The 16,542-nt window shown below is 72.5% G+C and carries 14 protein-coding genes; 10 read left to right on the top strand and 4 right to left on the bottom strand.

The window, feature by feature from the left end; all coding sequences use genetic code 11:
- Window positions 1-43: 43 nt before the first annotated feature.
- Complete coding sequence (locus tag ACIBG6_RS37150; protein WP_399227184.1) at window positions 44-1,258, top strand: acetyl-CoA C-acetyltransferase; 1,215 nt, start codon at window positions 44-46, stop codon at window positions 1,256-1,258.
- Between the two features lie 47 nt (window positions 1,259-1,305).
- Window positions 1,306-3,480 (top strand): 3-hydroxyacyl-CoA dehydrogenase NAD-binding domain-containing protein, encoded by a 2,175-nt coding sequence (locus tag ACIBG6_RS37145; RefSeq protein ID WP_399227183.1) that lies wholly within the window; start codon window positions 1,306-1,308, stop codon window positions 3,478-3,480.
- On the opposite strand, the gene ACIBG6_RS37140 is transcribed toward ACIBG6_RS37145, so the two are convergent.
- On the bottom strand, window positions 3,467-4,195 hold the full coding sequence (locus tag ACIBG6_RS37140; protein WP_399227182.1) for a MerR family transcriptional regulator: 729 nt from the start codon (window positions 4,193-4,195) through the stop codon (window positions 3,467-3,469). The genes ACIBG6_RS37145 and ACIBG6_RS37140 overlap by 14 nt on opposite strands.
- Window positions 4,196-4,418: 223 nt before the next feature.
- Between ACIBG6_RS37140 and ACIBG6_RS37135 the strand changes: the two genes are divergently transcribed.
- The gene (locus ACIBG6_RS37135; protein WP_399227181.1) at window positions 4,419-4,919 is read left to right on the top strand and encodes a hypothetical protein; all 501 of its coding nucleotides are present in this window, start codon (window positions 4,419-4,421) and stop codon (window positions 4,917-4,919) included.
- A 29-nt stretch (window positions 4,920-4,948) separates the two neighbouring features.
- Here ACIBG6_RS37135 and sph read toward each other — a convergent pair whose 3' ends face one another.
- Window positions 4,949-5,983, bottom strand: coding sequence for a sphingomyelin phosphodiesterase (gene sph / locus ACIBG6_RS37130; RefSeq protein ID WP_399227179.1), 1,035 nt, complete (start codon window positions 5,981-5,983; stop codon window positions 4,949-4,951).
- Window positions 5,984-6,108: 125 nt separating this feature from the next.
- On the opposite strand from sph, the gene ACIBG6_RS37125 reads away from it, so the two are divergent.
- Window positions 6,109-6,597, top strand: coding sequence for a hypothetical protein (locus ACIBG6_RS37125; RefSeq protein WP_399227178.1), 489 nt, complete (start codon window positions 6,109-6,111; stop codon window positions 6,595-6,597).
- 109 nt (window positions 6,598-6,706) lie between these two features.
- Entirely contained in the window at window positions 6,707-7,591 is an 885-nt protein-coding gene (locus tag ACIBG6_RS37120; protein ID WP_399227177.1) for an oxygenase MpaB family protein, read from the top strand.
- A gap of 38 nt (window positions 7,592-7,629) precedes the next feature.
- On the opposite strand, the gene ACIBG6_RS37115 is transcribed toward ACIBG6_RS37120, so the two are convergent.
- Window positions 7,630-9,183: a M1 family metallopeptidase gene (locus ACIBG6_RS37115; RefSeq protein WP_399227176.1), complete on the bottom strand. Its 1,554-nt coding sequence runs from the start codon at window positions 9,181-9,183 to the stop codon at window positions 7,630-7,632.
- 224 nt (window positions 9,184-9,407) lie between these two features.
- Here ACIBG6_RS37115 and ACIBG6_RS37110 point away from each other — a divergent pair, with 224 nt between their 5' ends.
- The 3 genes from ACIBG6_RS37110 to ACIBG6_RS37100 all read left to right on the top strand — a co-directional run bounded on the left by ACIBG6_RS37110 (window position 9,408) and on the right by ACIBG6_RS37100 (window position 13,193).
- Entirely contained in the window at window positions 9,408-11,468 is a 2,061-nt protein-coding gene (locus ACIBG6_RS37110; RefSeq protein ID WP_399227175.1) for a Xaa-Pro dipeptidyl-peptidase, read from the top strand.
- Complete coding sequence (locus ACIBG6_RS37105) at window positions 11,465-12,772, top strand: M14 family metallocarboxypeptidase (protein WP_399227174.1); 1,308 nt, start codon at window positions 11,465-11,467, stop codon at window positions 12,770-12,772. Before ACIBG6_RS37110 ends, ACIBG6_RS37105 begins: the two co-directional genes overlap by 4 nt.
- A gap of 118 nt (window positions 12,773-12,890) precedes the next feature.
- Window positions 12,891-13,193, top strand: coding sequence for a hypothetical protein (locus tag ACIBG6_RS37100; protein ID WP_399227173.1), 303 nt, complete (start codon window positions 12,891-12,893; stop codon window positions 13,191-13,193).
- Between the two features lie 99 nt (window positions 13,194-13,292).
- Here ACIBG6_RS37100 and ACIBG6_RS37095 read toward each other — a convergent pair whose 3' ends face one another.
- A complete protein-coding gene (locus ACIBG6_RS37095) occupies window positions 13,293-14,249 on the bottom strand; it encodes an NAD(P)/FAD-dependent oxidoreductase (protein ID WP_399227172.1) in 957 nt (318 codons plus the stop codon).
- A gap of 82 nt (window positions 14,250-14,331) precedes the next feature.
- On the opposite strand from ACIBG6_RS37095, the gene ACIBG6_RS37090 reads away from it, so the two are divergent.
- Both ACIBG6_RS37090 and ACIBG6_RS37085 read left to right on the top strand, forming a co-directional pair.
- Window positions 14,332-14,820 (top strand): hypothetical protein, encoded by a 489-nt coding sequence (locus ACIBG6_RS37090; RefSeq protein ID WP_399227171.1) that lies wholly within the window; start codon window positions 14,332-14,334, stop codon window positions 14,818-14,820.
- A gap of 75 nt (window positions 14,821-14,895) precedes the next feature.
- Window positions 14,896-16,533, top strand: coding sequence for an ABC-F family ATP-binding cassette domain-containing protein (locus ACIBG6_RS37085; RefSeq protein WP_399227170.1), 1,638 nt, complete (start codon window positions 14,896-14,898; stop codon window positions 16,531-16,533).
- The last annotated feature ends 9 nt before the right edge of the window (window positions 16,534-16,542 follow it).

Here is a 16,542-nt window from a genome sequence, read left to right as displayed (position 1 = left end):
CCTGCCGACCGTCTTCTCCCACCCTCATCGCGAAAGGCTTTACGTGAGCACCGAAGCGTACGTGTACGACGCGATCCGCACCCCGCGCGGACGCGGCAAGGCCAACGGCTCCCTGCACGGCACCAAGCCCATCGACCTGGTCGTCGGCCTCATCCGGGAGATCCAGGCCCGCCACCCCGGCCTCGACCCGGCCGCCATCGACGACATCGTCCTCGGCGTCGTCGGCCCCGTCGGCGACCAGGGCTCCGACATCGCCCGCATCGCCGCCATCGCCGCCGGACTCCCCGACACCGTCGCCGGCGTCCAGGAGAACCGCTTCTGTGCCTCCGGCCTCGAAGCGGTCAACATGGCCGCGATGAAGGTCCGCTCCGGCTGGGAGGACCTCGTCCTCGCCGGCGGCGTCGAGTCCATGTCCCGGGTGCCGATGGCCTCCGACGGCGGCGCCTGGTTCGCCGACCCGATGACCAACCTGGAGACCAACTTCGTCCCGCAGGGCATCGGCGCCGACCTCATCGCCACCATCGAGGGCTTCACCCGCCGCGACGTCGACGAGTACGCCGAACTCTCCCAGGAGCGGGCCGCCGAGGCCTGGAAGGACGGGCGCTTCGCCCGCTCCGTCGTCCCCGTCGTGGACCGGGGCGGCCTCGTCGTCCTCGACCACGACGAGCACATGCGCCCCGGCACCACCGCCGACTCGCTCGCCCGCCTCAAGCCCTCCTTCGCCGACATCGGCGAGCTGGGCGGCTTCGACGCCGTGGCCCTGCAGAAGTACCACTGGGTCGAGGAGATCGACCACGTCCACCACGCGGGCAACTCCTCCGGCATCGTCGACGGCGCCTCCCTCGTCGCCATCGGCTCGAAGGAGGTCGGCGAGCGGTACGGACTGAGGCCGCGCGCCCGGATCGTCGCGGCCGCCGTCTCCGGCTCCGAGCCGACCATCATGCTCACCGGCCCCGCCCCGGCCACCCGCAAGGCCCTCGCCAAGGCCGGCCTCACCATCGACGACATCGACCTCGTCGAGATCAACGAGGCCTTCGCGGCCGTCGTCCTCCGCTTCGTCAAGGACATGGGCATCTCCCTGGACAAGGTCAACGTCAACGGCGGCGCCATCGCGCTCGGCCACCCGCTCGGCGCCACCGGCGCGATGATCCTCGGCACCCTCGTCGACGAGCTGGAGCGCCAGGACAAGCGCTACGGCCTCGCCACCCTCTGCGTGGGCGGCGGCATGGGCATCGCCACCATCGTCGAGCGCGTCTGACGGTCCCGTCCGAACCCCTCTTCACGGATCCACGGAGAAGCAGAGACATGAGCGAGAGCACCACCATCCGCTGGGAGCAGGACGCGACCGGGATCGTCACCCTCGTCCTCGACGACCCGAACCAGTCCGCCAACACCATGAACCAGGCCTTCCGGGCCTCGATCACCGCGATCGCCGACCGCGTGGAGGCCGAGCAGGACTCCATCCGGGGCATCATCTACACCTCCGCGAAGAAGACCTTCTTCGCCGGCGGCGACCTCAAGGACATGGTCCAGGCGGGCCCCGAGCACGCCCGGGACATCTTCGAGGCCGCCCTCGAGATGAAGAACGCGCTGCGCCGCATCGAGACCCTCGGCAAGCCCGTCGTCGCCGCGATCAACGGCGCGGCACTCGGCGGCGGCTACGAGATCGCCCTCGCCTCCCACCACCGCGTCGCCCTCGACGCCCCCGGCTCCAAGATCGGCCTGCCCGAGGTCACCCTCGGCCTGCTGCCGGGCGGCGGCGGCATCGCCCGTACCGTACGCCTCATGGGCATCACCGACGCCCTGCTCAAGGTGCTGCTCCAGGGCACCCAGTACACCCCGAAGCGCGCCGTCGACAACGGCCTCGTCCACGAGGTGGCCGCCACCCCCGAGGAGATGATGGCCAAGGCCATCGGTTTCATCGACGCGCACCCCGAGTCCCGCCAGCCCTGGGACGTCCCCGGCCACCGGATCCCCGGCGGCACCCCGTCGAACCCGAAGTTCGCCGCCAACCTGCCGGCCTTCCCCGCCAACCTGCGCAAGCAGCTGAACGGCGCGCCCTACCCGGCGCCCCGCGCCATCATGGCCGCCGCCGTCGAGGGCTCCCAGGTCGACTTCGAGACCGCGAGCACGATCGAGAGCCGGTACTTCACCGAGTTGGTCATCGGGCAGACCGCGAAGAACATGATCCAGGCGTTCTTCTTCGACCTCCAGGCCGTCAACTCCGGCGCCAGCCGCCCCAAGGGCATCACGCCCCGCCCGGTCCGCAAGGTCGCCGTCCTCGGCGCCGGCATGATGGGCGCCGGCATCGCGTACTCCTGCGCCCGCGCCGGCATCGAGGTCGTCCTCAAGGACGTCTCCGCCGAATCCGCCGCCAAGGGCAAGGCCTACTCCGAGAAGCTCTGCGCCAAGGCCGTCGCCCGGGGCCGCACCACCCAGGAGAAGGCCGACGCGCTCCTCGCCCGCATCACCGCCACCTCCGACGTCCAGGCCCTGGCGGGCTGCGACGCCGTGATCGAGGCGGTCTTCGAGGACACGTCCCTCAAGCACAAGGTCTTCCAGGAGATCCAGGGCGTCGTCGCCCCCGACGCGCTGCTCTGCTCCAACACCTCGACCCTGCCGATCTCCGTCCTCGCCGAGGGCGTCGAGCGCCAGGCCGACTTCATCGGTCTGCACTTCTTCTCGCCCGTCGACAAGATGCCGCTCGTCGAGATCATCAAGGGCGAGCGGACCGGCGACGAGGCACTCGCCCGCGCCTTCGACCTGGTCCGGCAGATCAACAAGACGCCGATCGTCGTCAACGACTCCCGCGGCTTCTTCACCTCCCGCGTGATCGGCCACTTCATCAATGAGGGTGTCGCCATGGTCGGCGAGGGCATCGAGCCCGCCTCGATCGAGCAGGCGGCCGCCCAGGCCGGCTACCCGGCGAAGGTCCTCTCCCTCATGGACGAGCTGACCCTGACGCTGCCCCGCAAGATCCGCAACGAGACCCGGCGCGCGATCGAGGAGGCCGGCGGGGAGTGGGCCACCCACCCGGGCGAGGCCGTGATCGACCGCATGGTCGACGAGTTCGGCCGCCCCGGACGCAGCGGCGGCGCGGGCTTCTACGCGTACGCGGAGGACGGCAAGCGCGGCAAGCTGTGGCCGGGCCTGCGCGAGCACTTCACGAAGCCCGGATACGAGATCCCCTTCCGCGACATGCAGGAGCGGATGCTGTTCTCCGAGGCCCTGGACACCGTCCGGCTCCTGGAGGAGGGCGTCCTGACCTCCGTCGCCGACGCCAACATCGGCTCCATCATGGGCATCGGCTTCCCGGCCTGGACCGGCGGAGTGCTCCAGTACGTCAACGGCTACGAGGGCGGTGTCGCCGGCTTCGCGGCCCGTGCGCGCGAGCTGGCGGAGACGTACGGCGAGCGCTTCGAGCCCCCGGCGCTCCTCGTCGAGAAGGCCGAGCGCGGCGAGGTCTTCACCGACTCCTGAACGCGGCGCGCAGCTCCTCGCGGAGCGAGCGCTGGAACGCCGTGACCAGGGCCTGGACCACCATCGGCTGCATATGGGCCGAGAGCGACCGCATGGCGTTCAGGTGGTCCGGGTCCTCGGCGCTCTCCCGGTACGGGTTCCACACCTCGTCCCGGAAGAGCCGGGAGAGCTCCTGGGCTGCGGAGCGCGCGTGCTCCACGAGCACGGTCCGGGAGGCGAGGATCGTCTCGTGCTCGATCGGCACGTCGAGCAGCTCGACCCCGAGCCGCAACAACGTCCCGTCGAGCCGGAAGTCCTCACTCCCGGGGATCCGCTCGACCACCCCCATCGCGGCGAGCCGCTCGACATCCTGCTCGGTCAGGGCCCGCCCGGCGCGCCGCTCCAGCTCGCGCAGGGTGATCTCCTCGGCGGACTCGGGCGCCCAGGAGGCCACGAGGGCCCGGTGGATCGCCAGGTCCTGCTCGCTGAGGTCGGCCGGCAACTGCTCCAGATACCGCTCGATCGCGGCCAGCGTCATACCCTGCCGCTGGAGCTCCTCGATGAGCGCGAGCCGCGCCAGATGCCCGGGCCCGTAGTGACCGACCCGCCGGGCCCCGATGACGGGCGGTGGCAGCAGCCCCCGCGTCCCGTAGAACCGCACGGTCCGCACCGTGACCCCGGCCCGCGCGGCCAGCTCGTCGACCGTATAGCTCGGCTCGTGTTCCTCGTCGCTCACTTGGACAGTATTGCTGTCTCACCACCGCTGTAAAAGACCACGCACCTTGTCAGTGGCTGCCCGTAGCGTGATCGACATGAACGGTGGGCACCGGGGGATACCGGTCAGCGTGGACGACTTCGGCGCGTAAGGGGCACGCGGGCGGGGCATCGCGGGCGCTGTGGGTGGTGGGAGCTAGAGTCGGCGGCTGTTCGAATCGGGGGAACGGCAACAGGGGAGTCAGATGTACGCGCAACTCAGGGAGACGGCTGACGAGTTGGCCGGAATCCTGTGGCGGGAGCACACCGTCTACCGGGAGCGGGGCGGTGGTGTGGTCATCCGGGGCGAGCATGTGCGCCGCTGGATCAGTCTCGCCCCGACCGGGGGCAAGGACCGGGCGCTGCTGCGGGCCGGGCGGCTCCTCGACGGGGGGACCACCGCCCCGGCCCGGAGCGAGATAATCGTCGACCTGACGGCCGGGACGGCGGAGCTGGCGACGATCTGCCGGCGGCTGCTCGCCGATGTCGCCGCCGGCGCCGACACGGCCCACGGGCCGTCCCGCGCGGGACGGCCGGAGGGCAGGTCCGGGAAGCGGGCCAAGCCGGAACGGGCGGCGCGGGCCGCCCGCCCCGGCAGACCCCGCACGTCGCGGCACACGAGCTTCGGCTCGTGGTTCGTGCTGCTCTGCGTCGCCGGGGTCCTCGGCGTCTGGTTGTACAGCGTGTTCGGGCGGTCCGGGTACTAGGACCAGCTACCAGCTCGCGGACCGGTCGGTCAGAAGCCGGTGACGGGGTAGTGGTCGGAGAGGTTGGTGTACGTGTACTGCGTGCCCCAGCTGGAGACCGTCCACGGGGCGCTCTTCTCCAGGACCACGTGGTTGGTCCAGCCGGCGGGGCGGGCGTTCCCGGCCCGGTAGAGGACGTAGTCGAGGTCCTCGCGCGGGTCGTCCGGGTAGCGCTCGGACGCGATCGAGTTCAGCTCGGTGTCGAAGGAGTACGGGTGGCCGGTGCGCGAGTCGGCCCCCGCCAGGCCCGCGTCGGCGAGCATCGTGCCGTACTCGGACGTGCGCGAGTCGACGTTCATGTCGCCGGCGACGATGACCTGCTCGTTCGCCGGGATGTTCTTGGCGTCGAGGAAGGCGTCCATCGCCTTGAACTGGCGGCTGCGCATCTGCGCCGCCTCGCCCGCCGAGCAGCCCGGGTCGGTGGACTGGGCGTGGGTGCCGACGACGTGGACCCGGCTCCCGTTCACGTCCAGGACGGTGTAGACGAAGCCCTTGTTCGAGTACCAGTCGGCGCCGCAGGCGTCCTTGTAGACGTACTGCTCCTTGCGGACGATCGGCCACTTGCTGAAGATCGTCACCCCGCCGTCCTCGGGCGTGGTCGCGGAGTAGGCCCCGCCGGTGGCGTCCCAGCCGGTCTTGCTGCGGCCCATGACCGGGGTCTGGTGCGGGTACTGCGCGGCGGCGTTCGCCTTGAGCGCGTCGGAGGAGGAGTTGTCGAAGGCCTCCTGGATCACGACGACGTCCTGCCCCTGGAAGAAGGAGGCGGCGGGGATCGCCTTGGCCCGGTGGTCCTGGCCCCAGTTCGGGTAGAGGGTCTTGGAGAAGAGGAACGCGTTGTACGTGAGCACCTTCAGGCGCGGGGCCTCGGCGGTCGCGGCGGAGGCGGCGCCGGCGGCCGGGGCGGTCGCCGCCAGGGTGGCGGCGGCGAGCGCGAGGGAGAGGGCGGCGCCGGGGGCGCGGCGGAGCGCGGCGAAGGACAAGGGAACTCCCAAGGAGGCGTGGGGGGTTGGCCTGGCGCCGCACATACAATCAGCCGTGGTTACCTTCCGGTAGCCTTTGGGTGCCGGGAATCTTGCCGGACTCGCACAACCGCGCCAACTCTCATCCCGGTGTCTGAATTGTCCTTATTTGGACCAGGTAGAATGCGCGCATGACCCTCGCGAGTAACCCCACCGTCTTCGAAATGGACCTTGGTCCCCTCAACCCCGTCTGGGCCGAGCTCATTCTCGGCGTGGTGTTGTTTGCCCTCACCTTCCTCATCCTGGCCAAGGGGATCCTGCCCAAGATCCGCCGCACGCTCGACGAGCGTGAGGACGCCATCGACGGCGGCACAGGCCGCGCCGACGACCTGCGCTCCGAGGCCACGCAGATCCGCGAGCAGTACGAGGCGGAGCTCGCCGAGGCCCGCCACGAGGCCGCGCGCATCCGCTCCAGGGCCACCGAAGAGGGCTCGGCCGCCATCGCCGCCGCCCGCGCGGAGGGCAACGCCGAGCGCGAGGCAATCCTCGCCGCCGGTGCCGAGAAGATCGCCGCCGAGCGCGCCGCCGCCGAGCGCGAGCTCACCGCGGACGTCGACGCCTGGGCCGCCGCCCTCGCCACCCGTATCGTCGGCGAGCCGGTCGGGGCCGACCGCTCCTGACCTCAGGTTCTCCATGAGGGGGCCGTCCCCGGGCAGCAGAACGCCCGGGTGACGGCCCCTTCGTCGTGGGTGCAGCCTGGATGTGTGACCGTGTGAGGAGAGCGACCGTATGAACCGCCCGCAGGAGTCCGCCGCCCGAACCCCGGCCGGCGATCCCGCGCCCCCGCCCGTCGGCGGCGTGCTGTGGAGCGTCGCCGGCGACATCCGGGCACTCCTGATGCTGCCCGCCGCCCTCGCCATGCAGGTCGCGCACCCCGCGATCGGCGCCGGGGTCGACGAGCACTCCGTCTTCCGCACCGACCCCTGGGGCCGCGGCGAGCGCTCCCTGCGCTCGGTCCAGCTCTGGGTGTACGGAGGCGACGAGGCCGCCGAGGAGGGCCGCCGCCTCCGGCGGCTGCACCGCGACATCCAGGGCACCGACGCCCACGGTCGCGGGTACCACGCCCTCACCCCCGCCTACTACTCGTGGGTGCACGCCACCGGCTTCCCCGTCTACCGGTACGGTCTCGGCCTCCTCGCCCGACCCCTCACCGACGCCCAGGAACGGCAGCTGTACGCCGAGTGGCTCCGGGTCGGCCACGTGCTCGGCATCCACGACCGGGACATGCCGCAGACGGTCGAGGAGTTCTGGCCGTACTACCGCAGGGTCCTCGCCGAGGAGCTGGAGGCGACCGTCGTCGTCCGGGAGCTGCTCGACCCGGACCTGCCGGTGCCCGCCCCGGACCGGGGGCCCCTGCCCGTCCGGCTCGCGCTCCGGCTGCTCTGGCCCGTACTGCGCCGCCCGTTCCTACGGCTGCGGGCCTTCCTCACCGTGGGCCTGATGCCCCCGGACGCCCGCGAGGCCATCGGCCTGGAGTGGACGGACACGCAGGAGCGCGCGCTGCGCCGGTTCGCCCTGGTCGTCCGGGCCGTGGTCCCCGTCCTGCCCGAGCGGCTGCGCTACCTGCCCCTGGCCCGGAAGGCACGCGGGGCCGCCCGCCGCGCGAAGCGCTGACGGACGGCCCGCTCACCTCACGAGGATCGTGCGCGCGGTCAGTGCTCGTCGTGGTCGTGGACCGTGTTCGTCGCCGCGATCTTCTTCCACGACTTCGGCTGCGCGGGCTTCGGAGCGGCCGACCGCGCCGCCGACCGCGCGGTGGGACCGGTCGCGGGCGCGGCCGCCGCGGGCGCGGACAGACCGGCGGCGGCCGCCGTCGACGCGGCCGGCTTCGACGGCTGGTACAGCCAGGTGTCGAAGAGCCCGGCCAGCGGCTTGCCGGAGACCCGCTCCGCGTACCGCACGAAGTCGCCGACGCGCGCGTTCCCGTAGGCGAACTCCTGCGGCCAGCCCTTCAGGATCGCGAAGAAGTCCTCGTCGCCGATCTCGTTGCGCAGGGCCTGGAGCGCCAGCGCGCCCCGGTCGTAGACGGCGATGTGGAACTGGTTCTCCGCGCCCGGGTCACCCGGCTTGACCGTCCAGAACGGGTCCTCGGCCGTCCGCGTGGCGTACACGTAGTCCGCCAGCTCCTGGGCAGTGCCCTCGCCCTCCTTCTCCGACCACAGCCACTGGCTGTAGCGGGCGAAGCCCTCGTTGACCCAGATGTCCTTCCAGTCCTGGACGGACACGCTGTCGCCGTACCACTGGTGCGCCAGCTCGTGGACGACGACCGACACGTTCGCGCCGTTGGCGAACTGGCGCGGGCTGTAGAACGGGCGGGTCTGCGTCTCCAGGGCGAAGCCACTGGTCACGTTCGGCACGTACCCGCCGAGGGAGTTGAAGGGGTACGGCCCGAAGACCCCCTCCAGCCACTCCGCGACCTCGGTCGTGCGCTCGATCGAGGCGCGCGCCGCGCCCGCGTTGTCGCCGAGGTCCTTGCTGTACGCGTTGAGGACCGGCAGCCCGTTCGCCGTCTTGTCCGTCGTGATGTCGAACTTGCCGACGGCGAGCGTGGCCAGATAGGTCGCCTGCGGCCTGTTCGAACGCCAGTTGAAGCGCGTCCAGCCCAGCCGCGAGGACTGCGACTGGAGCACGCCGTTGCTGATGGCCTGCGTGCCGTCCGGCACGGAGACGGAGACGTCGAAGGTGGCCTTGTCCAGCGGGTGGTCGTTCGACGGGAACCACCAGACGGCCGAGTCCGGCTCCTGCGCGGCGACGCCGCCGTCCGGGGTACGGGCCCAGGCCGACCAGCCGTCGACCTTGAACTCGGAGGGCTTGCCCGCGTAGCGGACGACCACCGAGATCGCCTTGTTCTTCTCCAGCGGGGCGGCCGGGGTCACCTCCAGCTCGTGGTCGCCCGAGGTGGTGAACTTCGCGAGGCGCCCGTTGACGCGGACCTCGCTGACCTTCAGGCCGAGGTCCAGGTTGAACCGGGACAGGTTCTGCTTCGTCGTGGCGAGGATCGTCGCCGTACCTTCGAGCAGATCGGTCTCCGGCTGGTACTTCAGCCGCAGGTCGTAATGGGAGACGTCGTAGCCGCCGTTGCCGCTGGCGGGGTAGTAGGAGTCGCCGATGCCCGGGGCGCCCGGCTGGAAGTCGGCCGCCGATGCCGGGATCGCCAGCAGCAGGGAGGCCGCGAGGGCGCTCGGAACGATGATTCTGCGGTGCACAGGTGCTCCCCAAGTCATAAGAAACGTAAGACGCGCGGGTGGTCGTCGGTCCTTAGTTCGGAGCCTATTCAGCCCCCGACGCACCGTCACGTCCAGAGGACCCCCTGTCACACGATCGCCATTCGGCCGACACGAACCCCTCCGTCTCGGGGATGACCCCGAATCACCCCTGATTGCCTCCTGCACTCTTTTGCACGGGAGTTGACCGGGGTACGTTCCCGCCCATGCCGATGCGAATGCGGAGAACCCGCGGAGCCCGACTGCCGTACGGAACCCTCGTGGCCGCGGCCACGGCCGCCCTGCTCGCGACCCTGGTCACCCCGGCGGGCGCGGAGCCGCAGCCTTCCGTGCCTTCGGCGTCCGCCGCGCCTGCCACGCCTGCCGCGCCTTCCACGAACTCCGTACGCGAGTCACGGCCCGTCCACTCCTACGCCGACGCCATCCGCGAGTCCGTCTGGGTCGACACCGGACTCGACGGCGACGGAGACGGGCGCGGCGACCGGGTCGCCGTCGACATCATCCGGCCCCGGGAGCCCGCCGCGGCAGGCCGGAAGATCCCGGTCATCATGGACGCCAGCCCGTACTACGCCTGTTGCGGACGCGGCAACGAGAGCCAGAAGAAGACGTACGACGCCGACGGCAACCCCGTGCAGTTCCCGCTCTTCTACGACAACTACTTCGTCCCGCGCGGCTACGCCTTCGTCGGCGTCGACCTCGCCGGGACCAACCGCTCCGACGGCTGCGACGACGTCGGCGGACGCTCCGACGTCCGGTCCGCCAAGGCCGTCGTCGACTGGCTGAACGGCCGGGCCCGCGGCTACACCACCCGCACCGGCACGGCCAGGGCCGGGGCCACCGGCTGGAGCACCGGGAACGTCGGCATGATCGGCAAGAGCTGGGACGGCACCGTCGCCAACGGCGTGGCCGCCACCGGCGTGGAAGGGCTGAAAACGATCGTTCCGATCGGTGCCATCTCGTCCTGGTACGACTACTTCCACTCCCAGGGCGCCCCCCTCTACAACGCCAACCCGACCTGGCTCTCCGACTACGTGAGCAGCCCCGAGGCGAGGGCCCGCTGCGGGGCCGTCCAGGACCGGATCGCCGCGGGCACCCCGTACAGCGGTGACTGGACCGCCGCCTGGAGCGAGCGGAACCATGTGCCGGACGCCTCGAAGGTGAAGGCCAGTGTCTTCGTCGTCCACGGGCAGCAGGATCTGAACGTCCGCGCCAACCAGTTCGGACAGTGGTGGGACGCGCTCGCCGCGCACGGCGTCGAGCGGAAGATCTGGCTCTCCCAGACCGGCCACGTCGACCCGTTCGACTTCCGGCGCGCCGACTGGGTCCGCACCCTGCACCGCTGGTTCGACCACTACCTGCTCGGATACGACAACGGCATCGACCGCGAGCCGGTCGCCGACATCGAGCGCGCCCCGGACCGCTGGACCACCGACCGGCACTGGCCACCGCGCGGCACCGCGGCCACCACCCTGCGCCCCGCCCCGGGCGCCGAGCCCGGCGCCGGCACCCTCGGCCGGACGCCCGCCGCCCCCGGCTCCACCGCGACCTTCACCGACGACCCGGGGCTCGGCGAGCTGGACTGGGCCGCCCGCGTCGACTCCGCGACCCCCGAGAAGGCCGGGTTCGTCACCCGCCCGCTCTCCCGCGACCTGCGGATCTCCGGCGCCTCGAAGGTGACGGTCACGGCCACCCCGACCACCGCCACCGCGCATCTCTCCGCCGTCCTCGTCGACCTCGGCCCCGACACGATCCGCGACTACGCGGCGGCGGGGGAGGGCATCACCACGCTGACCGACCGCACCTGCTGGGGTCCGAGCACGCCCGGCGACAGCGCCTGCTTCAAGGAGACCCGAGCCCGCACGACGGACGTCGGGTACACGGTCGTCAGCCGCGGCTGGGCCGACCTCGGCACCTGGGCGGACCCCCGCAAGGAGCGGCCGCTGACCCCCGGCAGGGCGTACACCCTCACCCTGGACCTCGCCTCCGCCGACCACGTCGTCCCGGCGGGCCACCGCCTCGCCCTGATCGTCGGCGGCACCGACAAGGACCTGATCGACCCCCCGTCGACCACGCCGACCGTGACCCTCGACCTCGGCCGTACGTGGGCGAAGCTGCCCCTGGTCGGCGGCAAGGACGCGTTCACCAGGGCCACGTCGGGACCGGCTCCCGCCCTGCCCCCGACTGCCGCCCGCCCGTCCCTGAGCGGCTCCGCACCCCCGGCCGCCGTCACCGGACCGCGCCTTCCCGCGACAGGAGCCGCCCGATGAGACTCCGTACCGCGCACCGGAGTTCGCGCCGCGTGCTCGCCCTCGCGGCGGGCGTCGCCGCCCTGACCCTGCCGCTCGTCACCGTCCCCGCCAAGGCGGCGGACAGCGCGCCCCCGCGCCCCCTCCCGCGCACCGGATTCGAGACGAGCCACGGCGCCCGGTGGACCACGGAGGCCGAGGAGCGGGAGTTCCTCGCGGCCGTCGACCGGGGGAGCGACCGGGTGTCGCTGCGCACGATCGGCACCACCTCGCAGGGCCGGCCGCTGCGGCTCGCCACGCTCGGCAGCGGGCGCACCACCGTGCTCCTCGTCTGCAGTCAGCACGGCGACGAGCCCGCGGGCCGCGAGGCGTGCCTGAGCACGCTCCGCGACCTCTCCTCCGCCCAGGACGCGGAGACCCTGCGCTTCCTCGCCCGGACCACTCTCCTCGTCGTCCCCACCGCCAACCCCGACGGACGGGAGGCCGACACCCGGGGCAACGGCGACGGCATCGACGTCAACCGCGACCACATCGCCCTGCGCACCGCCGAGGCCCGGGCCGTGGCCGCCGTCATCCGCGACCGGCGCCCCGTACTCGTCTACGACCTCCACGAGTACGGGGCCACCCCCCGCTACTACGACAAGGACCTGCTCGCCCTCTGGCCCCGCAGCCTCGACGCCGACCCGCACGTCCACGACGAGTCCCGGACGCTCTCGGAGTCCTACGTCCGGCCCGCCGCCGGGCTCGCCGGCTACACCACCGGCATCTACGGCATCTGGACCGACCCCCTCACCGGCAAGCCGGTCAAGCAGGTCGCGGGCGACGGCCAGGAGCGGATCCTGCGCAACACCGCGGGCATCAAGCACGCGGCGGGCCTGCTCGTAGAGACCCGCGTGGACGCGCTCGACGAGGCCGAGAAGGACGACCCGGCGCGCAACCACCGGCGCCGCGTCGCCACCCAACATGCCGCGCTGGACGGTGCGTTCGCCTACGTCGACGAGCGGCGCGGGCCGCTCACGGCGGTCACCGCGGCCGCCCGGCACCGGGGATTCGCCGACCGGGGCCCGGTGTTCCTCGGTGGCGCCGACAACGATCCGCCGGAGCCTGGGGAGATCCTCGCCGACCCGCCCTGCGGCTACCGCCTGGACGCCGCGCAGTACGCCGAAGTGGGCGACGAACTCGACCTGCACGGGGTCATCGTCCGGGCGGCGGGCACCGGGGTGTTCGTGCCGTTGCGCCAGTCGCAGCGCACGCTCGTCCCGCTCCTCCTCGACGGGCGTGCGACCTATCACCTCGTCAGTGGGAGTCCTGTGAAGGAATGTTGACGGTCCGGCACCAAGGCCGCGCATTGGCGTGAAACCGACTTCCGGGCGGGTAATGTTACTGGCTGGTATTGACCATGCCTCAAACCGGCGGCCACCGCCGGGAAGTTGGAGAACCACCATGCGCCACACGCTGCCTCTGCGCCGCACCCTGACGGCCGTGCTCACCACGACGCTGCTCGCCGGGGGCGTGCTGCTCGGACAGACCGTCACCGCCGAACCCGCGGCCGCGGCCAAGATGACCTGCAACATCGACCAGCTGCGGTCCGACGCCCGCAAGGAGCGCAACCGCGCCGCCCAGCTCCGCGGCCTCGGCGCCACGACGGAGGCCCGCAAGGCCGCCGCCCGCGCCGACGCCCTGGAGCGCCGCGCCCAGCAGTGCCACGACGCGGAGAACAACAACCGCCCGCCGCTCTGGAAGTAGCGGCTCGCGCGGGGCGGGTACGGTCCGAAAGGGGCCGTACCCGCCCCGCGGCCGTTCGCGGCCGGCCGGCCGCCGGCTCAGCCGCACGTCAGTCCGGCGTCATCCGCTCACCAGCTCCGCCGCCCGCTCCGCGCAGCCCCAGGCCACCGTCACCCCCGCGCCGCCGTGCCCGTAGTGGTGCACCAGCCGGCCGCCGCCCGGCAGAGGCACCGCCTCGATCCGGACACCGCCCGCCCGAGCGGGCCGCAGCCCCACCCGGTGCCCGAGAATCCGGGCCCCCGCGATCTCCGGCCGCACCCGCGCACAGCGTGCGACGATCGCCGCGGCAGTCGCCGGGTCGGCGTCGAGCCGCTCCGCCCCCTCCTCCGCCGTCCCGCCGAGCACGAGCCGCCCCGGCTGCGGGAAGAAGTACGTCGTCTCGCCGGCCCCGTCGTCCGCCGCCGTGAACCACTCCTCGACGCCCGGATTCTCCACCAGCACCAACTGCCCCCGCACCGGCAGCAGTCCGGCGTCCGGTACGAGCTCCCGCGCGCCGAGCCCCGCGCAGTCGACGACCACCCGCGCCCGCGCCGCCGCCTCCTCGAAGCCGGTGACCGCACGCCGCTCGAAGATCCCGCCCGCGGCCTCGAACCGGCCCCGCAGCCACGCCAGATGGACCGGCATGTCGATGAGCGGCAGCCGCGCCGCGAGACCCGTGCCGTACGGCCCCGGCACGTCCTCAGGAGCCAGCTGCCGCAGCCCCGCCACCTCCTTCGCCCACGCGCCCAGGCCGTCCAGGACGACGTCCGCGTGCACCCCGGCCACCCACCGCACCCCCGTCCGCTCCGGATCGGTGGCCAGCTCCCCGTACACCCGGAGCGAGGTGAGCGCCCAGGCCCCGGCCTCCGCCGCCGGCTCGATCCGGTACGGCCACCACAGGGCACCCGCCACGGCCGAGGTCGTCGCCGTCACGTCGTCCCGTGACCAGATCCGTACGCGCAGTCCGCGCTCCGCCAGGGTCACCGCCGTCGTCAGCCCGACGACCCCGCCACCCACCACGATCACGTCGCTGTCCATGGCGGGGACCGTACCGGGACCGGGACATTTCCGGGACTCCACAGCCATGGAACGGGACCGCGGCCGGGGAAATACTTCAGGCATGCCGTCCGCGTACACGACCTTCGACCTCACCGGCCCTCACCGCGACACCTCCGATCTCGTGGTCGACGGCAGGCCCCTGCTCCACCGGCTCGACGAGGTCGACGGTGTCGACGCCGTCTCGCCCCTGGCCTCGGACCTCCCGCCCGCGCTCCGCGCCGCGTCCCTCCGCGCGCTGCTCCGCGCCACCGGCCGCCGGATCGTCTACTCCTGCCCCGACTGCGAGGACCCCGGCTGTGGCGCGGTCACCGCCGTCGTCGAGCGCGACGGCGAGGACGTCGTCTGGCGCGATTTCGCCTGGCAGACCCGCGGCCTCGACGATCCCGTCGACCTGGACCGCGACGGCTACCCGGGCGTCGGCCCGTACCGCTTCCGCGGCGACACCTACCGGGCGGTCCTGCTCCGCCTCCTCGGCGACGCGACGTCCGGGCCCGGGCCGGAGCCGGAGCCGGAGCCCGAGCCCCACGGCGTACGGCTCGCCGCCGCCTGACCGGACCGCGCCCGACCGGGGACCGTCCGACCGGGCGGAGCCGTGCTCCCGTCGTCGCCTAGGATTCGTACCCTCATGACTGCAACCCTCGTCGCCAAGGACCTCGCCGCCGGCCACGGCGAACGCACCCTCTTCGCCGGGCTCGACCTCGTCGTCGCCCCCGGTGACGTCATCGGCCTCGTCGGCGTGAACGGCGCAGGGAAGTCCACCCTGCTGCGGCTGCTCGCCGGGCTCGACACCCCGGAGGAGGGCGAGCTGCGGCTCTCCCCGCCCACCGCGAGCGTCGGCCACCTCCCGCAGGAGCCCGAGCGGCGCCCCGGGGAGACGGTGCGCGAGTTCCTCGCCCGGCGCACCGGCGTCACCGCCGCCCAGACCGCCATGGACGAGGCCACCCAGGGCCTCGTCGACGGCACGCCCGGCGCCGACGACGCGTACGCCGAGACGCTGGACCGCTGGCTGAACCTCGGCGGCGCCGACCTCGACGAGCGCGCCGAGGAGGTCGCCGACTCCCTCGGACTCACCGTCGGCCTCGACCAGCCGATGACCTCGCTCTCCGGCGGCCAGGCCGCCCGCGCCGGTCTCGCCTCGCTCCTCCTCTCCCGCTACGACGTCTTCCTCCTCGACGAGCCCACCAACGACCTGGACCTCGACGGTCTGGAGCGTCTGGAGGCCTTCGTGAAGGGGCTGCGCGCCGGGACGGTCGTCATCAGCCACGACCGCGAGTTCCTCACCCGCACCGTCACCAAGGTCCTCGAACTCGACCTCGCCCAGCAGCAGATCACCTTGTACGGCGGCGGTTACGACGCGTACCTCGACGAGCGGGACACCGCCCGGCGGCACGCGCGCGAGGACTTCGAGGAGTACGCGGGCAAGAAGGCCGCCCTGGAGGCCCGCGGCCACATGCAGCGGTCCTGGATGGACAAGGGCGTCAAGAACGCCCGCCGCAAGGCCACCGACGGCGACAAGCTCGGCCGCAACGCCCGCAGCGAGGCCAGCGAGAAGCAGGCCGCCAAGGCCCGGCAGACCCAGCGCATGATCGAACGCCTCGACGTCGTCGACGAGCCCCGCAAGGAGTGGGAGCTGCGCATGGAGATCGCCACCGCCCCGCGCTCCGGCTCGGTCGTGGCGACCCTGCGGGACGCCGAGGTGCGCCGCGGCGACTTCTCCTTCGGCCCCGTCACGCTCCAGATCGACTGGGCCGACCGGGTCGCCGTCACCGGCGCCAACGGCGCCGGGAAGTCCACGCTGCTCGCCGCCCTCCTCGGCCGCCTGCCGCTGGACTCCGGCGACACCGTGGTCGGCTCGGGCGTCGTCGTCGGCGAGGTCGACCAGGCCCGCAAGCTCTTCCACGGCACCGAGAAGCTCCTGGAGGCGTTCTGCGCGGCCGTGCCCGACACGGAGCCCGCCGAGGTCCGCACTCTGCTCGCCAAGTTCGGCCTGAAGGCGGAGCACGTCCTACGCCCCGCGACCACGCTCTCCCCGGGCGAGCGGACGCGCGCCGCGCTCGCGCTGCTCCAGGGCCGGGGCGTGAACCTGCTCGTGCTCGACGAGCCGACCAACCACCTGGACCTGCCGGCGATCGAGCAGCTGGAGTCCGCCCTCGACTCGTACAACGGCACCCTGCTCCTGGTCACCCACGACCGGCGCATGCTCGACGCCGTCCGCACCACCCGCCGCATCGAGGTCGCCGACGGCAAGGTGACCGAGCTCTGATGGCGGACC

The organism is Streptomyces sp. NPDC050842 (assembly GCF_044456565.1).
Taxonomy (GTDB): Bacteria; Actinomycetota; Actinomycetes; order Streptomycetales; family Streptomycetaceae; genus Streptomyces.
This window is presented reverse-complemented; position numbering and strand designations above follow the sequence as displayed.